Below are 17,292 nucleotides of genomic sequence, written 5' to 3' on the forward strand. Positions count from 1 at the left end.
CATAACCGAAACTACCGTATCCCTGCGCAGGCGGGGGTACGGTAGTTTAAAGACCTTACCGCCCCGCCAGCGTATCGACCGACCGGTGGCAGAAGATGCGGCGGTCGTCCTCGATCAGCATCGGCGGCATTTCTGCGGCACAGGCATCTACCGCCTTGGGACAGCGCGGCAGGAAGCTGCACCCCATGTCCCGCATCCGCGCCCCGCCGGCAGCAGCTGCGTCCCGCGCGGGCGTTTCCTCGAGCCAGCCGGGCCGCAATTCGGGCACCGACGCGGTCAGCAGCCGGGTATAGGGATGGTGCGCGCCATGGCGCAGGCCATCGCGCGTTACCCGTTCGGCGACGCGCCCGGCATAGAGCACCAGCACGTCGTCGCTGATCGCGCGCACGATCTCCAGATCATGGGTGATGAACATATAGGCGAGGCCGAGTTCGCGGCGCAGTTCGATCAGCAGGTCGAGCACCGCTTCGGCCACCACCGGGTCGAGCGCCGAGGTCACTTCGTCGCACAGCAGCAGGTCGGGCCGTGCGGCAAGTGCCCGTGCCAGGTTCACCCGCTGCTTCTGCCCGCCCGACAATTCGCCGGGCAACCGGTCGGCGAGCGCGGCGGGCAGGCGGACAAGGTCGAGCAGCCGTGCGACTTCCGCCCGTGCCGACGCGCGATCCATGCCGTGATAGAAAGCGAGTGGTCGAGCGATGGCGGCGCCGACGCTGACCGCCGGGTTGAGCGCGGTGTCGGCGCTCTGGAACACCATCTGCACCCGGCGCAATTCGTCGCGCGAGCGGCGGCGGACGACCGGCGGCAACGGCGTGCCATCGAGCAATATGCGTCCAGCGGTCGGTGCGTGCAGTCCGGCGACGACGCGCGCAAGGGTACTCTTGCCGCAACCGGACTCGCCGATCACACCCAGCACCTGTCCGCGCCTGATCGACACGTCGATCCCGTCGAGGATCTTCACGCGCGGGCTGCCGTCATGGTTGGTCCCGCCATAGCCGGCGACGACGCCCCACAGGTCGAGCAGCGGCTTTTCCTCGACGGCCGGCGCGACGGCCGGCGTGCGCGGCGCGGCGGCGGCGACCAGCGCGCGGCTATAGTCATGGGTCGGTGCAAACAATATCTGTTCTGTGGTGCCGAGTTCCTGGACCTCGCCGCCCTTCAGCACGGCGATACGATCGGCAATCTGCGCCACGACCGAGAGGTCGTGCGTCACATAGACGGCGGTGGTGCCGAGGTCACGAACCGCGTCCTTGAATGCCTTGAGCACCTCGATCTGCGTCGTCACGTCGAGCGCGGTGGTCGGTTCGTCGAAGATGACCAGCTTCGGATCGGTGATTAGCGCCATCGCCGCCATCAGCCGCTGCAACTGCCCGCCCGAAACCTGATGCGGATAGCGGTCGCCGACCCCCTCCGGATCGGGCAGGGCCAGGCGGCGGAACAGGTCCTTCGCCTTCGTCTCGGCAGCGGCGCGGTCGAGCGTGCCGTGGATCAGCGCCGGTTCGATCACCTGCGCCATGATCGTCAGCGACGGGTTGAACGCCGCCGCCGCGCTCTGCGCGACATAGGCGACGGTGCGGCCGCGGATGCTGCGCAGTTCTTCGGCACTGGCGGTGTCGAGCCGCTGCCCCGCGACCTCAATCGTACCGCCGGCGATCTGGCAGCCGGGCCGGGCATAACCGAGCAGCGACAGGGCGATGGTCGTCTTGCCCGATCCCGATTCGCCGATCAGCGCCAGCACCTCGCCCGGTGCCACCGACAGCGTGGCGTCAGGGACGATCACGATCTCGCACCCGTCCTCGCCGGTGGCGGTGATGCGCAGATGGTCGATGCGCGCAAGCGGAGCGGTCATCGGCGGCGGCGTCCGGGCAGGGAGTCGATCAACAGGTTCATCCCGATGGTAAGGGAGGCGATCGCCACCGCCGGAAACAGCACGGCAGGCGCGCCGAAGCCGAGGCCGGCGATGTTTTCGCGGACCAGCGCGCCCAGATCGGCCTCGGGCGGCTGTACGCCCAGCCCCAGGAACGAAAGCCCGCTGAGCAGCAGCACGACGAACACGAACCGCAGCCCGAAATCGGCGGCGAGCGGTCCGGTAACGTTGGGCAGCACCTCGCGCACGACGATATAGGGCAGGCCTTCGCCCCGCGCCCGCGCGGCGGACACGAAATCGAGCGCCATCACCCCCATCGCCAGCGACCGCGCCGTGCGGAACGCGCCGGGGGTATAGATCACCGCCAGCGTCCCGATCAGCACCGGGATCGACGCGCCCGTCGCCGCGATCACGACCAGCGCGAACATCAGGCTGGGGATGGCGATGACGATGTCGAACAGCCGCGACAACAACATGTCGACCCATCCCCCCGCCGCCGCCGCAAGGCCCAGCAGCACCCCCGTCACCACCGCGATGGCGGTCGCGACGAAGGCGATGAACACGGTGTAGCGGGCACCGTAGAGCACCCGGCTGAGCATGTCGCGACCGAGATAGTCGGTTCCGAGCGGGAAGGCGCGGCTGACGCCGCTGAACACGTCGAGGTCGACGACCTCCCCCACGCCGTGCGGCGCGAGGGCGGGGCCGGCGAGGGCGACGATCACCCACAGCACGACGAGGGCAAGGCCGATCCGGCCACTGATCGCGAGCCTGCTCACCGGTGGCGCAACCGCGGATTGGCGAGGATCGCGACCACGTCGGCGGTCGTCACCAGCAGCAGATAGGCGATGCAGAAGATGACCGCGACGGTCTGCACCAGCGGCAGGTCGCGGGTCGCGACCGCATCGACCATCAGCCGCGCGACGCCCGGATAGTTGAAGATGATCTCGACCACGATCACGCCCCCCAGCAAGGTCGACAGGCTGAGCGCGATCGCATTGGCGATCGGCCCGATGGCGTTGGGCAGGGCGTGGCGCAGCACGACCCGCGCGGGCGAACAGCCCTTCAGCCGCGCCGCCTCTGCGTACGAGGTGTCGAGCGCGTCGATCACCGCCGCGCGCGTCATCCGCACCATCTGCGCCATCACGAAACAGGCGAGGCTGAACACCGGCATCGCGAACACCCGCACCAAATCCCAGGTGGAATGAACGTCGCGGGTCGACGACAGTGCCGGCAGCCAGCGCAGCGTCACCGCGAACAGCATCACCGCCAGCGTCGCGATCAGGAATTCCGGCACCGACACGATGCCGATCGTCGCGATGCTGATCGTCCGGTCGAACGCCGTGCCACGCTTCACCGCCGCGACGATGCCCAGCAGCAGTGCGAGCGGCACCGATACCAAGGCGGTCAACCCGGCCAGCGTCAGCGAATTGCCCAGCCGTGCGGCGATCATCTCCCACACCGGCAGCCCGGTGATCAGCGAACGCCCCGGATCGCCGGTCAGCACGCCGGTCGCCCATTCGAGATAGCGTTCCCATGCCGGCTGATCGAGGTGCATCGCGGCGCGCAGTCCCGCCAGTGCCTCCGGCGTGGCGCTTTGACCCAGGATCGCCTCGGCCACGTCGCCCTCCATCAGCTGCGCGATGCCGAACACCGCCAGCGATACGAACAGCAACGTGACCAGCGACGCCCCGACCCGGCGGCCGATCAGCGAAACGAGCGGCGACAGCGTCATTTGCCCTCCAGCCAGACATGGGCGGCGAAATCGAACCCCATCAGTCCCCCCTGCGGCATCGGGCGCAACCCTTTGAGGCGCGGGCTGTAGGCGTCGATCGAACTGATGAACAACGGGATGCCGATGCCGGCCTGATCGTGGACCAGATGTTGCATTTCGCCATAGAGCGACTTGCGCCGCGCTTCGTCGGTCTCGCCGCGCGCTGCGACCAGCAGCCGGTCGAAGCGCGCGTTCTTCCACGCACTTTCGTTCCACAACGCGTTCGATGCGAAGAATTGCGTGAAGATGATGTCGGCGGTCGGGCGCGGGTTGGTGTTGCCGAAGCCCAGCGGCACCTTCATCCAGCTATTGGTCCAATAGCCGTCGGACGGCACGCGGCGGATGTCGAGGCCGAGGCCCGCGCGCCGCGCAGCGTCCTGGATCAGCACCGCCATGTCGTCGGACTTGTCGGCGGCGGTGGAGGTGACCAGCGGCACCCGCGCGCCCGCCAGCCCGGCGCGTTTGAACAGGAAGCGCGCACGATCGGGATCGAAGGGCCGCTGTGGCACGCTCGGGTCGTAATAGGGATTGGTCGGTGCGATCGGCTGATCGTTGGCGATCGTCGCATAGCCGCGAAAGATCGCGGTCCGCATCGTTTCGCGGTCGAGCAGCAGCTTCAGCCCCTCGATGAAATCGGGGTTGTTGCCCGGTGCCCGATCCATCCGCGCGATCAGGTCGGTATAGCCGCTGGATTTGGATTCGAGCAGCTCGAACCCCGCGCCGGTCAGGTGGCGGGTGATGCGCGGGTTGATCGCATGGATCAGGTCGACATCGCCCGACAGCAGCGCGTTGATCCGCGCGCTGTCGTCAGGGATGGCGAACAGCTCGCACTCGCCCAGCCGCACCGGCCCCCGCCAGTAATCGTCGTACCGCGCGGCGAGCGAGCGGACGCCCGGCATATATTCGAGCATCCGCATCGGCCCGGTACCGACCGGTTTGTTGAAATCGCGGGTGCCGTCGCGAACGATCTGGAACTGCTGGATGCCGAGGATCGTCGGCAGATCGGCATTGGGCGTCTTGAGCACGATGCGGACCCGGTCCGGGCCATCGGCACGCACCGATGCGAACTGGTCGGCGAACACCTTCGCCTTCGACCCGACGGCGGGATCGAGATGCCGGCGCAGTGAGTAGACGACATCGGCGACGGTCAGCGGCGACCCGTCGTGGAAGCGCACCCCCTTGCGAAGCCGGATCGACCAATCGCGCGCGTCGGCGGTCTCGATCGCCTCGGCCAGCGCTGGTTGCGGCAAGAAGCGTTCGTCCAGCTTGGTCAGCCCGTCATAGACCATGGCGCAGCGGCAGAAATCGGTGACCACCGTCTGCCGTGCCGGGTCCATGGTGTCGGCGGTCGACGACACCGCGACGGCAACCCTCAGGCGACCGCCAGCCGGTTCGGGCCGCGCCGGTTCGAACCCGCACGCGCCGAGGCCGATCGACAGCCCGCCGCCGCCGATCAGGCGGATCGCATCGCGCCGGCCGATCAATGCCGCCAGTCCTGATAGCGGTAATAGGCACCGACCGCGGGCAGGAACCATGGCGGGCCGAAATGCCCCGGCACCGCCGGCCATGCGATGTCGTGGAACGGATTCTCGTCCGCTTCGCGCGCACCGCCAAGGATGCGAGCCATCGCCTCGCCCATCACCACCGAAATCTGCGTGCCATGGCCGCTATAGCCCATCGCGTAATAGATGCCGCCGCGTGATCCCGCACGTGGCAGCCGGTCGGCGGTCAGGTCGACGATCCCGCCCCAGGTGTGGGCGATCTTCGTATCGGCCAATTGCGGGAAGATGCGGCGCATCCCCGCCTCGAGGATCGCGCCGCTGCGCGTGTCGCTGCGCGGGCTGGACAGGGCGAAGCGTGCCCGCCCGCCGAAGATCAGCCGGTTATCGGCGGTCAGGCGGAAATAATTGCCGACATTGCGCGTGGTCGTACCGTTGCGCCGCCCCGGCATGATCTCCTGCGCCAGCGCGCCCAGCGGTTCGGTCGCGACGATGAAGCTGCCGATCGGCACGATCCGGCGTCGCAGCCAGCGGAAGGGGCCTGCCATCGATGCGCCGGTCGCCAGCAGGACCGCATCGGCCTCGATCGTGCCGCGCTTCGTCGTCAGTCGGTGGCGCCCGCCGGAAATGCGCTCGATACCGGTCAATGCCGCATCCTCGTATAGCTTCGCGCCATGCCGGACGGCGGCGGTGGCGAGGCCGCTGGCGAAGCGACCCATGTGCAGCGACCCGCTGCGCGGATAGAGCAGCCCGCCGTGAAAGGCATCAGACCCGATCTCACGGGGTAAATCGACCTTCTCGATCAGGCGGATGCCGGGCTCGACCGTCTGCGACAGCAGTTCGGCCTGCCGGGCGAGCTTGGCGGCATGTTCGGGCTTGTCGGCCAGCTTGAGCTTGCCGTTGCGGGTGAAGTCGCAGGCAATGCCTTCCTCGGCGACGATCGCCTCGACCCGGTCGACGCCGGTGTCGAACGCGCGATAGATGGCCGTCGCGCGTTCGATGCCGAACCGGGCGATCAGGCCGGCGAAGTCACCGGCGACGCCGTTGTTGCACTGGCCGCCATTGCGTCCCGATGCCTCACCGGCGATCCGGTTCGCTTCGATCACCACGACATCGGTTCCGGCCATCGCGAGTGCGCGCGCCGCCGCCAGTCCGGTAAAGCCGCCGCCCACCACGACGACCGATGCGCGCACCGGCACCGGGCCCTGTTCGGCCCCGGCGAAGCGTTCGCCGCTGTCCAGCCAATAGGATTCCAGCTTCATGGCGTGTCGGCGTCCCCCTCGGAGCGATGCTGCCCCGGCACGGCATAATCTGCTCTATCCTGCCCGGCATCGTTACACTTTAGTTGCCGGAGCGACAGGTCATATGTGCCGATCGATGGCCGGGCGACCGCACAGCGTACCGCTTCCGCCGTATTTCCGTGGGGTAGCGGGAAGGGGGTTTCGCTTTCCCGCCGCTACCCCAGCCAACGCTTTTGCGGCAGGATATTCCGGCGGGTGGCCGATTTATGCGCGATAAGATGCCGGCTGCCCCGCGGCGCGGCACCTCCTGCGCCGCTCGCCCGGCTACACCATGGTGTGAGGATAGCGATGGAACGCGAGACGATGCAGACAAGTGCCGATCCCCTGCCGGCCGAAAGCCGGAAGATGCGCCTGCGGGCGATGACGCAGGACGATATCACCGAACTCCACGCATTGTCGAAGGCCGAACAATGGCCGCATCGGGCCGAGGATCTGTCGGACATGCTGGCGGTCGGCACCGGCACCGTCGCCGAACTGGGCGGCGAAATCGTCGGCACGACCATGTGGTGGCGCGCCGGACCGAAGGTCGCGACGCTCGGCATGGTGATCGTGTCGCGGCGGCATCGCGGTGCGGGCATCGGCCGGATCGTGATGGAATCGGTGCTCGACCAGATCGCCGACACGCTGGGTAGCGATGCCTCGATCCAGCTTAACGCGACCGAGGACGGGCTGCCGCTCTATCGCAAGCTGGGCTTCAACGGCATCGGCGAGATATTGCAGCACCAGGGTGCGGCGTTTCAGGCGCCGTTGGTGCCGCTGGGGCCGGGTGAGCGCATCCGTCCGATGGGCGAGCGCGACGGGGCGGTGGTCGATGCGCTGGTCCGCGCGGGCAGCGGGCTGGATCGCCCGACCGTCATGACCGTGCTGCGCGACCGCGCGAAGGGCGTGGTGCTGACGCAGGGCGACGACGTGACCGGGGTCGCGCTGTTTCGCCGGTTCGGGCGCGGCTATGTCGTCGGTCCGGTCATCGCCCCCGACATGGTGCGCGCGCAGGCGCTGATCGCCCAGTGGATCGGGTCGCGCAGCGGCGAGTTCATCCGGCTCGACATTCACGGCAATAGCGGGTTGGGACCATGGCTGGAGGAATTGGGACTGGTACGGGTCGGGCGGGTAGTGACGATGGTGAAGGGCGCCGAGCCGCCGGCGACCGCCCCCGCGACGGCGTTCGCGATCGTGAGCCAGGCGCTGTGCTGAGCGACGCCGACCTGCGCGGCACCGGGCTGCTGCTCGAAACGATGCTGATCGGCGGCGAATGGGTCGCGGCACGGGACGGCGCGACGCTCGACGTCACCGATCCGGCGACCGGCGACGTGATCGGCACGATCCCGGCGGCGGGGGCCGCCGATACCGAAGTGGCGATCGCCGCCGCCGCCGATGCGCTGCCGGCGTGGAAGCGCCGCACCGCCGACGATCGTGCGACGCTGCTCGAACGCTGGCATGCGCTGATCCTCGACCATGCCGACACGCTGGCGGCGATCATGACCGCCGAACAGGGCAAGCCGCTGGCGGAGGCGAAGGGCGAGATCGGTTACGCCGCGTCGTTCGTGAAATGGTTCGCGAACGAAGGGCGGCGGATCGCCGGCCACACCATCCCGGCCCCAACCAGCGATCGCCGCATCCTCGCGACCCGCGAACCGGTCGGCGTCTGCGCGGCGATCACGCCGTGGAATTTCCCGGCGGCGATGATCACGCGCAAGGTCGCGCCGGCGCTGGCGGCGGGCTGCACCGTCGTCATCAAGCCGTCCGAACTGACCCCCTATACCGCGCTGGCGCTGTGCAAGCTGGCCGAACGGGCCGGCATCCCGGCGGGTGTCGTCAACATCGTCACCGGCCTGCCGCAAGCGATCGGCGCCACGCTGACCGCGTCGCCGGTCGTGCGCAAATTGTCGTTCACCGGATCGACCCGCGTCGGATCGCTGCTGATGCAGCAATCGGCCGATACGCTGAAGCGGCTGAGCCTCGAACTGGGCGGCAATGCGCCGTTCATCGTGTTCGACGATGCCGATCTCGACGCGGCGGTGGCGGGCGCGATGGCGTCGAAGTTCCGCAATGCAGGCCAGACCTGCGTCTGCGCCAACCGCATCCTCGTACAGGACGGCATCCACGATCGCTTCGTCGAAAAGCTGGGCGAGGCGGTGCGCGCGCTGCGGGTGGGCGATGGCCGCGATGCGGGGACGACGATCGGCCCACTGATCAATGCCGCCGCGACGCAGAAGGTCGCCGATCACCTGTCGGATGCGCTGGCCAAGGGCGCGCGGATCGCCGCCGCGCCCGATGGCGCGCGCGACGACGAACGCTTTGCCCGACCAGTGGTGCTGACCGGCGCCACGGCCGAGATGCGGCTCGCGTCGGAGGAGACGTTCGGCCCGGTCGCGCCAATCTTCCGCTTTTCGGCCGAGCAGGAGGCGATCGACCTCGCCAACGCCACGCCGTTCGGCCTTGCCAGCTATTTCTACACCGAGAACCTGCACCGCGCATGGCGGGTCGGCGAGGCGCTGGAATTCGGCATGGTCGGGCTGAACACCGGCGGGATCGCGATGGAAATGTCGCCGTTCGGCGGGATCAAGGCATCGGGCCTCGGCCGTGAAGGCGGGCGCGAGGGCATCGACGAATATCTGGAAACCAAAGCGTTTCACTGGGGGGGATTGAAGGGCCTGTGACCAATTATCGGATTGCGGTGATTCCGGGCGACGGGATCGGCAAGGAAGTCGTGCCGGAGGGTATTCGCGTGCTCGAAGCGGCGGCGTCGGTGCATAATTTTACCGTCGAGCAGCAATGGCATGATTTCGCGAGCTGCGATTATTATGTCCGCCACGGCCGGATGATGCCCGAGGACTGGAAGGCGCGGATCGGCGATGTCGATGCGATCTTCTTCGGCGCGGTCGGCTGGCCCGACACCGTGCCCGACCATATCTCGTTGTGGGATTCGCTGATCCAGTTCCGCCGCGAATACGACCAATATGTCAATCTGCGCCCGGCGCGGCTGATGCCGGGCGTGCCGTGCCCGCTGGCCGGCCGCAATCCGGGCGACATCGACATGATGATCGTGCGGGAGAATACCGAAGGCGAATATTCGGCGATCGGCGGCACCGCCTTCCCCGGCACCGACCGCGAGGTCGTGTTGCAGGAAACGGTGATGACCCGCATCGGTACCGACCGCATCCTGCGCTACGCCTTCGACCTCGCGCAGAAGCGTCCGGCCAAGCATGTGACCTCCGCGACCAAGTCGAACGGCATCGCCATCACCATGCCGTGGTGGGACAGCCGCGTCGCAGCGATGGCGGAGAAGTATCCCGACATCCGCACCGACAAATATCATATCGACATTCTCGCCGCACAGTTCGTAATGAACCCCGACCGGTTCGACGTGGTCGTCGCGTCCAATCTGTTCGGCGACATTCTGTCGGACCTCGGTCCGGCCTGCACCGGCACGATCGGCATCGCCCCGTGCGGCAACATCAACCCCGATCGCAGCGTGCCGTCGCTGTTCGAACCGGTCCATGGCTCGGCACCCGATATCGCGGGGCAGGGGATCGCCAATCCGGTCGGCCAGATCTGGTGCGCGGCGATGATGCTCGACCATTTCGGCGAGCATGCAGCGGCGAAATCGATCGTGACCGCGATCGAGACGGTGTTGGCCAGCGAGGCCGGCCGGACCCGCGATCTGAAGGGTACGGCGTCGACCGTGGAATGCGGGAAGGCGATCGCAGCGGCGATCGGGTAACGCCTTCTACTCCCCTCCCTTCCCAGGGGGGGGACCTCGAAAATCCTGCCGCGGCATAATCTGCCGCACATTCGCGAAGTTCGGCAGCTTGGCCCCGCCGCACCGCCTGCGCCATCATCCGACACCCGCCGACGCCCCGTAAGATGGCCCCATCTTCAGAAACAGGGCCAGCCATGTTCTCCAATTCGCTGATCGAGGCAGACCGCCGCCACCTCATCCACCCCGTCACCGCTTGGCGCGGGCACGAGACGCGCGGCGCGACCGTGCTGACCGGCGGGCAGGGCATGTATCTGACCGATGGCGACGGCAACCAGCTGCTCGACGCCTTTGCCGGGCTGTGGTGCGTCAATATCGGCTATGGCCAGGAAAGCGTGGTCGAGGCGGCGGCCGAACAGATGCGGCGGCTGCCCTATGCCACCGGCTATTTCTCCTTCGCCAGCGAACCCGCGATCCGGCTGGCCGAGCGGCTGGCCGAACTGTCGCCGCCGGGCCTCGACCGCGTCTATTTCTCGCTGGGCGGATCGGACGCGGTCGACTCCGCGCTGCGCTTCATCGTCAACTACTGGAATGCCAAGGGCCGCCCGGCCAAGAAACAGGTGATCGCGCTCGACAAGGGCTATCATGGTTCGTCGTCGAACGGGGCGGGGATCACCGGCCTGCCCGCCTTCCACCGGCTGTTCGACCTGCCGCATGACTGGCAGCATCATATCCCGGCACCCTATCCCTATCGCCACAGCGTCGGCAGCGATCCGCAGGCGGTGATCGACGCCAGCGTCGCCGCGCTGAAGACCAAGGTCGCCGAACTGGGCGCGGACAATGTCGCCGCCTTCTTCGCCGAACCGGTGCAGGGGTCGGCCGGCGTCATCGTTCCGCCCCTGGGTTGGCTGAGCGCGATGCGTGCCGCCTGCACCAAACTGGGCATCCTGCTGGTCGCCGATGAGGTCATTACCGGCTTTGGTCGTACGGGTCCGCTGTTCGCCTGCGAAACCGAAGGCGTCACCCCCGATCTGATGACGCTCGCCAAGGGACTGACCGCCGGTTACGTGCCGATGGGCGCGGTGCTGATGACCGACGAAATTTATTCCGGCATCGCCGATGGTCCGGACAATCATCTGCCGGTCGGGCACGGTGCGACCTATTCGGGGCATCCGGTGTCGGCCGCCGTCGCGCTGGCCGTGCTCGACCTGTACGAGGGCGGCATCCTCGCCAACGGCGTCGCCCGTGCACCGCAACTCGCAGCGGGACTGGCCGCGATCGCCGATCATCCGCTGGTCGGCGACGTGCGACAGGCGGGCATGCTCGCCGGCATCGAACTGGTCGCGGACAAGGCGGGCAAGACGCGGTTCGACCCCGCGATCGGCCTGCCCGACAAGCTGGCGCGCACCGGCTACGCCAACGGCATCATCTTCCGCGCGTTCGCCGACGGCACGATCGGCCTCGCCCCGGCGATCAGTTGCGATGAAACCGATATGGATACATTGTTGAAGCGCCTTGTGCGGACGCTCGATCAAGTGGCGGACCTGCCCGAAGTTCGTGCAGTGCTGCGATAGACGTTGCGGTTACGAAATGATGAGATAAAGTCTCCTTTATGACACCATCGCCCAAACTCGATCGACTGGATTTCCGCATCCTTGCGCAGTTGCAGCGCAATGGGCGGATCACCAACGTCGATCTGGCCGATGCGGTCGGCCTGTCGCCCAGCCCGTGTCTGTCGCGGGTCAAGCGGTTGGAAAAGGCGGGGTATATCACCGGCTATGGCGCGCATGTCGCGCTGGCGAAGCTTGGCGAGACGCTGACTGTCTTCACCGAGATCACGCTGAAGGATCACCGGACCGGCGATTTCTCGCGCTTCGAACAACGCGCGCGCAACGTGCCCGAAGTCGTCGAATGCCATCTGGTCAGCGGCGGATATGATTATCTGGTCAAGTTCATCACCCGCAACGTGTCGCAATATCAGGAACTGATCGAATCGATCCTCGAAAGCGATTTCGGGATCGAGAAATATTTCAGCTATATCGTACTCAAATCTCCGATCGTGAAACGCTACGACCCGATCGAGGCGCTGTTCGACGAGCGGAGCTGACCCTCGCGAAAGGCGCCCCACGATGCGTATCGACGACCAGGATCTTGCCGACCTCGCGGCGCTGCGCCGCGACCTGCACGCGCACCCCGAACTGGGTTTCGCCGAACACCGTACCGCCGCGATCATCGCCGAGGCGCTGCGCGCCGCGGGGTTGGAGGTGGCGACCGGGATCGGCGGCACCGGCGTGGTCGGCACGCTGCGCAATGGTCCCGGCAATGGGGCGATCGGCTTTCGCGCCGACATGGATGCGCTGCCTTTCGCCGAGCAGACCGGGCTGCCCTATGCCAGCAAGACGCCGGGCGTGTTCCATGGCTGTGGCCATGACGGGCACAGCGCGACGCTGATCGGCGCCGCGCGGCATCTGGCGAAGACGCGCGATTTTTCGGGCACGATCCATTTCATCTTCCAGCCCGCCGAGGAAGGACAGGGCGGCGCCGACGCGATGGTGCGCGACGGCCTGTTCGATCGCTTCCCGTGCGACCGGGTGTTCGCGCTGCACAACTGGCCCGACCTGCCGCTGGGCAGCGCCCGGACCCGGCCGGGGCCGATCATGGCCGCCGCCGACCGGTTCGATATCACCATTTCGGGCAAGGGCGGTCATGCCGCCATGCCGCACCAGACGCCCGACGCGATCCTGGCTGCGGCGACGTTGGTCCAGCAACTCCATACAATCGTCTCCCGCCGCCTGCCACCGACCGAAAGCGCGGTCCTGTCGGTGACGAAGGTCCATGGCGGCGATTCGCACAACGTCATTCCGGCGTCGGTGACGCTGACCGGCACCGTCCGCACCTTTTCACCCGCCGTACAGGACCGGATCGAGGAATCGCTGCGCCGGATGTGCGAGGGCGTCGCGCGATCGAGCGAGACGCAGATCGCGGTCGATTATGTCCGCTATTATCCGGCGACCGTGAACGATGCGGAAAGCGCGGCGATCGCGCTGGCGGCGGCGCAGGCGGTGTGCGGCGACGCGGCGGAAGCGCCGGCGCCCGCCTTCACCTCCGAAGACTTCGCTTTCATGTTGCAGGCCCGGCCCGGCGCCTATCTGTGGATGGGGCAACGCGACGAATCGCATGTCGCCGCGCTCCACCATCCGGCCTATGACTTCAACGACGCGGTGACGCCGATCGGCATCGCATGGTTCGCCGAACTGGCGCGGACGCAGCTTCCCACGGGCTGACGGCATGAATGCATGGGCACGTCACGCCTAAATCCGCATTTCGTTCCGAAGCTGTCACAGCTTCGCAACAAAATGCTTGAAGCTACCCATCATCATGCAGGTGCCGCAGAGGTGGCGACACATCGATCCGCCGGTCCACAGGTACCGGGACGAAGATCGGGACGCTGCCAGGTCGAGGACGACGCGATAGCCGTTTCACGCTTGGGGGTTCAAATGCGCAACCGACATCTGCTTTTCTTCGGCGCCGCCAATCTGGCGCTTCTGGCACCTGCTGCCGCATCGGCACAGGAGGTTGCGGTCGCCGCAGCCGCTGCGACCGCCGCTCCCGAAGGGGAGGAAGCGCCGCAGCAGGACGAGATCGTCGTTCAGGGCGTGCGCCAGCAATATGTCGCCAACGTACCGACGATCGAGGTGCCGCAGAGCATTCAGGTTCTGTCGATGGAAACGTTGAAGGATGCCGGGATCACCCGGCTCGACAACGCGCTCGACTTCGCGACCGGCATCGCCCGACAGAATAATTTCGGCGGCCTGTTCGATGTGTTCGCCTGTCGCGGGTTCACCGGCGACGAAGGTGCCGGCAGCAACTATCTGGTCAACGGGTTCAACGCCGCCCGCGGCTATGGCGGCGCGCGCGACACGTCGAACGTGCAGCAGGTGCAGGTGCTGAAGGGTCCGAACTCCTCGCTGTTCGGGCGCGGCGAACCGGGATGTACGGTCAACATCATCACCAGGAAGCCCGGCTTCGACCTGCATGGCGGCGTGATCCTGTCGGCGGGCAGCTACAATAATTTCCGCAGCGAAGGCGATTTCAACGTGCCGTTGTCGGACCGGGTCGCGGTGCGCGTGACCGGTGCCGCCGAGTCCGCCGACAGTTTCCGCGATTTCCTGTCGAGCGAGAAGGTAACGGTCACCCCGTCGATCCTCGCCAAGCTCGGGCAGGACAGCTCGATCAGCTATGAATTCGAATATATCGACCAGAAGGTCGTGTTCGACCGCGGCATCGTCGCGCCGACCGGCGATCTGAAGCTGGTACCGCGCGAACGCTTCTTCGGCGAACCGGGCGATGGCCCGGTCCATGTCCGCGCCATGGGCCATCAGGCACAGTTGCAGCATGACTTCAGCCCCAACTGGTCGCTGGTGCTCGGCATCGGCTATCGCGATACCTTCTTCAAGGGCATTTCGACCGAGGCCGAACTCGCCGCCGGTCGCCAGCGCATCTATACCGATGGCACCACCCTGTCGCGCCAGCGCCGCGAACGCGATTATTCGACCACCGACCTGACCTTCCGCGGTGAATTGAGCGGCCAATTCGCGACCGGCCCGCTGCAGCATCACATGATCATCGGCGCCGACTGGGACGATTATCAGCTCGACGTCGTCCAGAACCGCTATCGCCCGCCGGTCGTGGCGTCGCAGACCGCCGGCAATCTGGTGCTCGGCAATCGCATCGACATCTTCGACCCGGTCTATGGCAAGCTGCCCACCCCCGGCCGGTTCCAGAGCTATCTGGAACGGCAGAACAGCTGGGGTACCTATCTGCAGGATCAGGTCGATGTGACCGATGCGCTGAAGGTCCGGTTCGGCGGCCGCTTCGACAATTTCGAACAGATTGTCGACGACCGTGTCGCCGCGCGTCGCACGATGCAGGAAAAGACCGCGTTCAGCCCGTCGGTCGGCGCGACCTATGTGTTCGGTGATAACGTCTCGATCTACGCCAATTACGGGCGCGGCTTCCGCCCGAACAACGGGACCGACGCGAACAACAACGCTTTCGAACCCGAACGTACCGTTTCGTACGAGGCGGGGGCGAAGGTGTCGCTGCTGCGCAAGCGGCTGACCGGTACGCTCGCCTTCTTCAAGACGACCAAGAACAACGTGCTGACCGCGGACCCGGTCAACGCCAATTTCTCGCTGGCGGTCGGCAAGGCACGCAGCAAGGGCGTCGAGGCGGAACTGTCGGGCAACCTGCCGGCCGGTTTCCGCGTGCAGCTGAACTATGCCTATATCGATGCGGAGGTCGCCGCGAACGCGCTCGACCCCAATTTCGGCTTCGGTCTGCGCGAGGGCGACCCGCTGCTCAACATTCCCAAGAACAGCGGCAGCGCGCTGGTGTTCAAGGATTTCGACATCGGCAGCAGCCGCCTGACGCTGGGTGCGGGCGTCAACTATGTCGGCAAGCGGCTGGGCGAGACGGGCTTCCGCTTCGCGAACGGCGAATTCTATTATCTGCCGGGCTATACGCTGACCCGCGTCATGGCGTCGTACGAACCGAACGAACGGCTGCGCGTGTCGGGCGAGGTGACGAACCTGTTCGACGAACATTATTTCCCCAGCTCCTATTCGCGGCTGTGGACGCTGCCCGGCGCACCGCGCCAGTTCATGGTCCGGGTCGGCTACTCCTATTGAGCGGACGGACGATGGACCCCGTCCTGCTCCATCTGGGAACGCCGGCGCGCGGGGAGCGGTGGCAGACGCTGCTCCCCCGGCTGGTGCCCGGGCTGACGGTACGGCTATGGCCCGACATGGGGGATCCTGCGGCGATCACCCATGTCGCGGCGTGGACGCCGCCCGATGACCTGTTCGCCATGTTGCCGAATCTGGCGATGGTGTTCTCGGTCGGGGCGGGTGTCGACCAGTTGCGTGCCGACGCCCTTCCCGACCATGTCGCGCTGGTCCGCACGGTCGAGCCCGGACTGGTCGTCGAAATGGCCGATTATGCGACGCTGGCGGTGCTGGCGCTGCATCGCGACCTGCCGCACTATCTGATGGCACAGCGTGCCGGGCAATGGGCGCCGCAGCCGGTAATTGCCAAGGGGGCGCGGCGGGTGACCGTCCTCGGCCTTGGCGCGATGGGCGGAGCGATCGCGACGCAGATCGCGGCGCTCGGCTTTCCGGTGACCGGGTGGAGCCGGCGCCCGCGCGACCTGCCCGGCATCGATTGCCGCCATGGCGCCGACGCGCTGACCGATGTGCTGGCGATCAGCGACATACTGATCTGCGCGCTGCCGCTGACCGCGGAAACGCGCCATATCCTGAACGCCGCGACCTTTGCCCGATTGCCACGTGGCGCTGCCATCGTGAACATGGGGCGGGGCGGGCATCTCGACCAGGTCGCGCTGCTCGCCGCACTCGACACAGGTCAGGTCGCGGCCGCGATGCTCGACGTCACCGATCCCGAACCGTTGCCGCCGGATCATCCGCTATGGCGTCATCCCAGGGTCGTGCTGACCCCGCACGTCGCCGCCGAGACCGACATCGATGGCGGCGCGCGCGCGGTGGCGGCGGCGATCCTCGCCCATCGCGCCGGGACCCTGCCCCCGGGGCTGGTCGACCGCAGCGCCGGTTACTGATGGCATTGCTTGCGTCCGGGGAGCCGGTCCGCGCGGCCGAACGATCGAATGAGGGGCGATTGCCCCGCCTGCGTACAGACAAGCAGACGGTGGTTCGCCGTCCCCATTTCGGAGGTTCCCGTCCATGCGTCACGTCCTGACCGGTTTCGCTGTTGCCGCCCTGCTCGCCACCCCGGCGCTCGCCCATCCCAAGCTCGTATCCGCGACCCCGGCCGCCGAAGCGAAGGTCGCGGTCGCGCCCAAGACGCTGACGCTGACCTTTTCCGAAAAGCTGGTCGCGCCATTGTCGGGCGCGGAACTGACCATGTTGCCAATGCCGGGCATGGGCCCGCACCGCATTCCCACCACCGCGAAGGTCGGCGATGACGGCAGCTCGCTGGTGCTGACGCTGGCCCGCCCGCTGCCGCGCGGCAGCTACCGGGTCGACTGGCACGTCGTGTCGTCCGACACCCACCGGGTGACCGGCAGCTACACGATCACGGTCGGCTGACCTTGGGCGACGGGCCGCTCATCGTCGTGCGCG

General features: G+C 67.1%; 14 protein-coding genes. 9 read left to right on the forward strand and 5 right to left on the reverse strand.

From position 1 onward, the window contains the following. Positions 1 to 55: 55 nt before the first annotated feature. From MF607_RS07370 to MF607_RS07390, 5 genes are read right to left on the reverse strand one after another with little or no spacing between them, the layout of a single operon-like run. Complete coding sequence (locus MF607_RS07370; protein ID WP_242116980.1) at positions 56 to 1,846, reverse strand: ABC transporter ATP-binding protein; 1,791 nt, start codon at positions 1,844 to 1,846, stop codon at positions 56 to 58. Then, complete coding sequence (locus tag MF607_RS07375) at positions 1,843 to 2,640, reverse strand: ABC transporter permease (RefSeq protein ID WP_242116982.1); 798 nt, start codon at positions 2,638 to 2,640, stop codon at positions 1,843 to 1,845. Before MF607_RS07375 ends, MF607_RS07370 begins: the two co-directional genes overlap by 4 nt. After that, positions 2,637 to 3,596, reverse strand: coding sequence for an ABC transporter permease (locus tag MF607_RS07380; protein ID WP_242116984.1), 960 nt, complete (start codon positions 3,594 to 3,596; stop codon positions 2,637 to 2,639). The genes MF607_RS07375 and MF607_RS07380 overlap by 4 nt, the downstream gene beginning before the upstream one ends. Then, positions 3,593 to 5,119: an ABC transporter substrate-binding protein gene (locus MF607_RS07385; RefSeq protein ID WP_242116986.1), complete on the reverse strand. Its 1,527-nt coding sequence runs from the start codon at positions 5,117 to 5,119 to the stop codon at positions 3,593 to 3,595. Before MF607_RS07385 ends, MF607_RS07380 begins: the two co-directional genes overlap by 4 nt. Further along, on the reverse strand, positions 5,116 to 6,396 hold the full coding sequence (locus tag MF607_RS07390) for an NAD(P)/FAD-dependent oxidoreductase (RefSeq protein WP_242116988.1): 1,281 nt from the start codon (positions 6,394 to 6,396) through the stop codon (positions 5,116 to 5,118). Before MF607_RS07390 ends, MF607_RS07385 begins: the two co-directional genes overlap by 4 nt. A gap of 327 nt (positions 6,397 to 6,723) precedes the next feature. On the opposite strand from MF607_RS07390, the gene MF607_RS07395 reads away from it, so the two are divergent. The 9 genes from MF607_RS07395 to copC all read left to right on the forward strand — a co-directional run bounded on the left by MF607_RS07395 (position 6,724) and on the right by copC (position 17,259). Next, positions 6,724 to 7,629 (forward strand): GNAT family N-acetyltransferase, encoded by a 906-nt coding sequence (locus MF607_RS07395; protein ID WP_242116991.1) that lies wholly within the window; start codon positions 6,724 to 6,726, stop codon positions 7,627 to 7,629. Between the two features lie 41 nt (positions 7,630 to 7,670). Next, complete coding sequence (locus tag MF607_RS07400; RefSeq protein ID WP_242117255.1) at positions 7,671 to 9,095, forward strand: NAD-dependent succinate-semialdehyde dehydrogenase; 1,425 nt, start codon at positions 7,671 to 7,673, stop codon at positions 9,093 to 9,095. Further along, positions 9,092 to 10,159, forward strand: coding sequence for a tartrate dehydrogenase (locus MF607_RS07405; protein ID WP_242116994.1), 1,068 nt, complete (start codon positions 9,092 to 9,094; stop codon positions 10,157 to 10,159). Before MF607_RS07400 ends, MF607_RS07405 begins: the two co-directional genes overlap by 4 nt. Before the next feature lie 173 nt (positions 10,160 to 10,332). After that, positions 10,333 to 11,709, forward strand: a complete 1,377-nt coding sequence (locus MF607_RS07410) for an aminotransferase class III-fold pyridoxal phosphate-dependent enzyme (protein WP_242116997.1) — start codon at positions 10,333 to 10,335, stop codon at positions 11,707 to 11,709. A gap of 38 nt (positions 11,710 to 11,747) precedes the next feature. Further along, positions 11,748 to 12,242, forward strand: coding sequence for an Lrp/AsnC family transcriptional regulator (locus MF607_RS07415; protein ID WP_242116998.1), 495 nt, complete (start codon positions 11,748 to 11,750; stop codon positions 12,240 to 12,242). A 22-nt stretch (positions 12,243 to 12,264) separates the two neighbouring features. Next, complete coding sequence (locus MF607_RS07420; protein ID WP_242116999.1) at positions 12,265 to 13,419, forward strand: M20 aminoacylase family protein; 1,155 nt, start codon at positions 12,265 to 12,267, stop codon at positions 13,417 to 13,419. A gap of 213 nt (positions 13,420 to 13,632) precedes the next feature. Next, on the forward strand, positions 13,633 to 15,825 hold the full coding sequence (locus MF607_RS07425; RefSeq protein ID WP_242117000.1) for a TonB-dependent siderophore receptor: 2,193 nt from the start codon (positions 13,633 to 13,635) through the stop codon (positions 15,823 to 15,825). 11 nt (positions 15,826 to 15,836) lie between these two features. Continuing rightward, entirely contained in the window at positions 15,837 to 16,769 is a 933-nt protein-coding gene (locus MF607_RS07430) for a 2-hydroxyacid dehydrogenase (protein ID WP_242117001.1), read from the forward strand. Positions 16,770 to 16,893: 124 nt separating this feature from the next. Beyond that, positions 16,894 to 17,259, forward strand: a complete 366-nt coding sequence (copC, locus tag MF607_RS07435; protein WP_242117002.1) for a copper homeostasis periplasmic binding protein CopC — start codon at positions 16,894 to 16,896, stop codon at positions 17,257 to 17,259. Positions 17,260 to 17,292: the final 33 nt, after the last annotated feature.

Origin of the sequence: Sphingomonas lacusdianchii (genome assembly GCF_022664395.1) — a bacterium.
GTDB classification, from domain to species: domain Bacteria; phylum Pseudomonadota; class Alphaproteobacteria; order Sphingomonadales; family Sphingomonadaceae; genus Sphingomonas; species Sphingomonas lacusdianchii.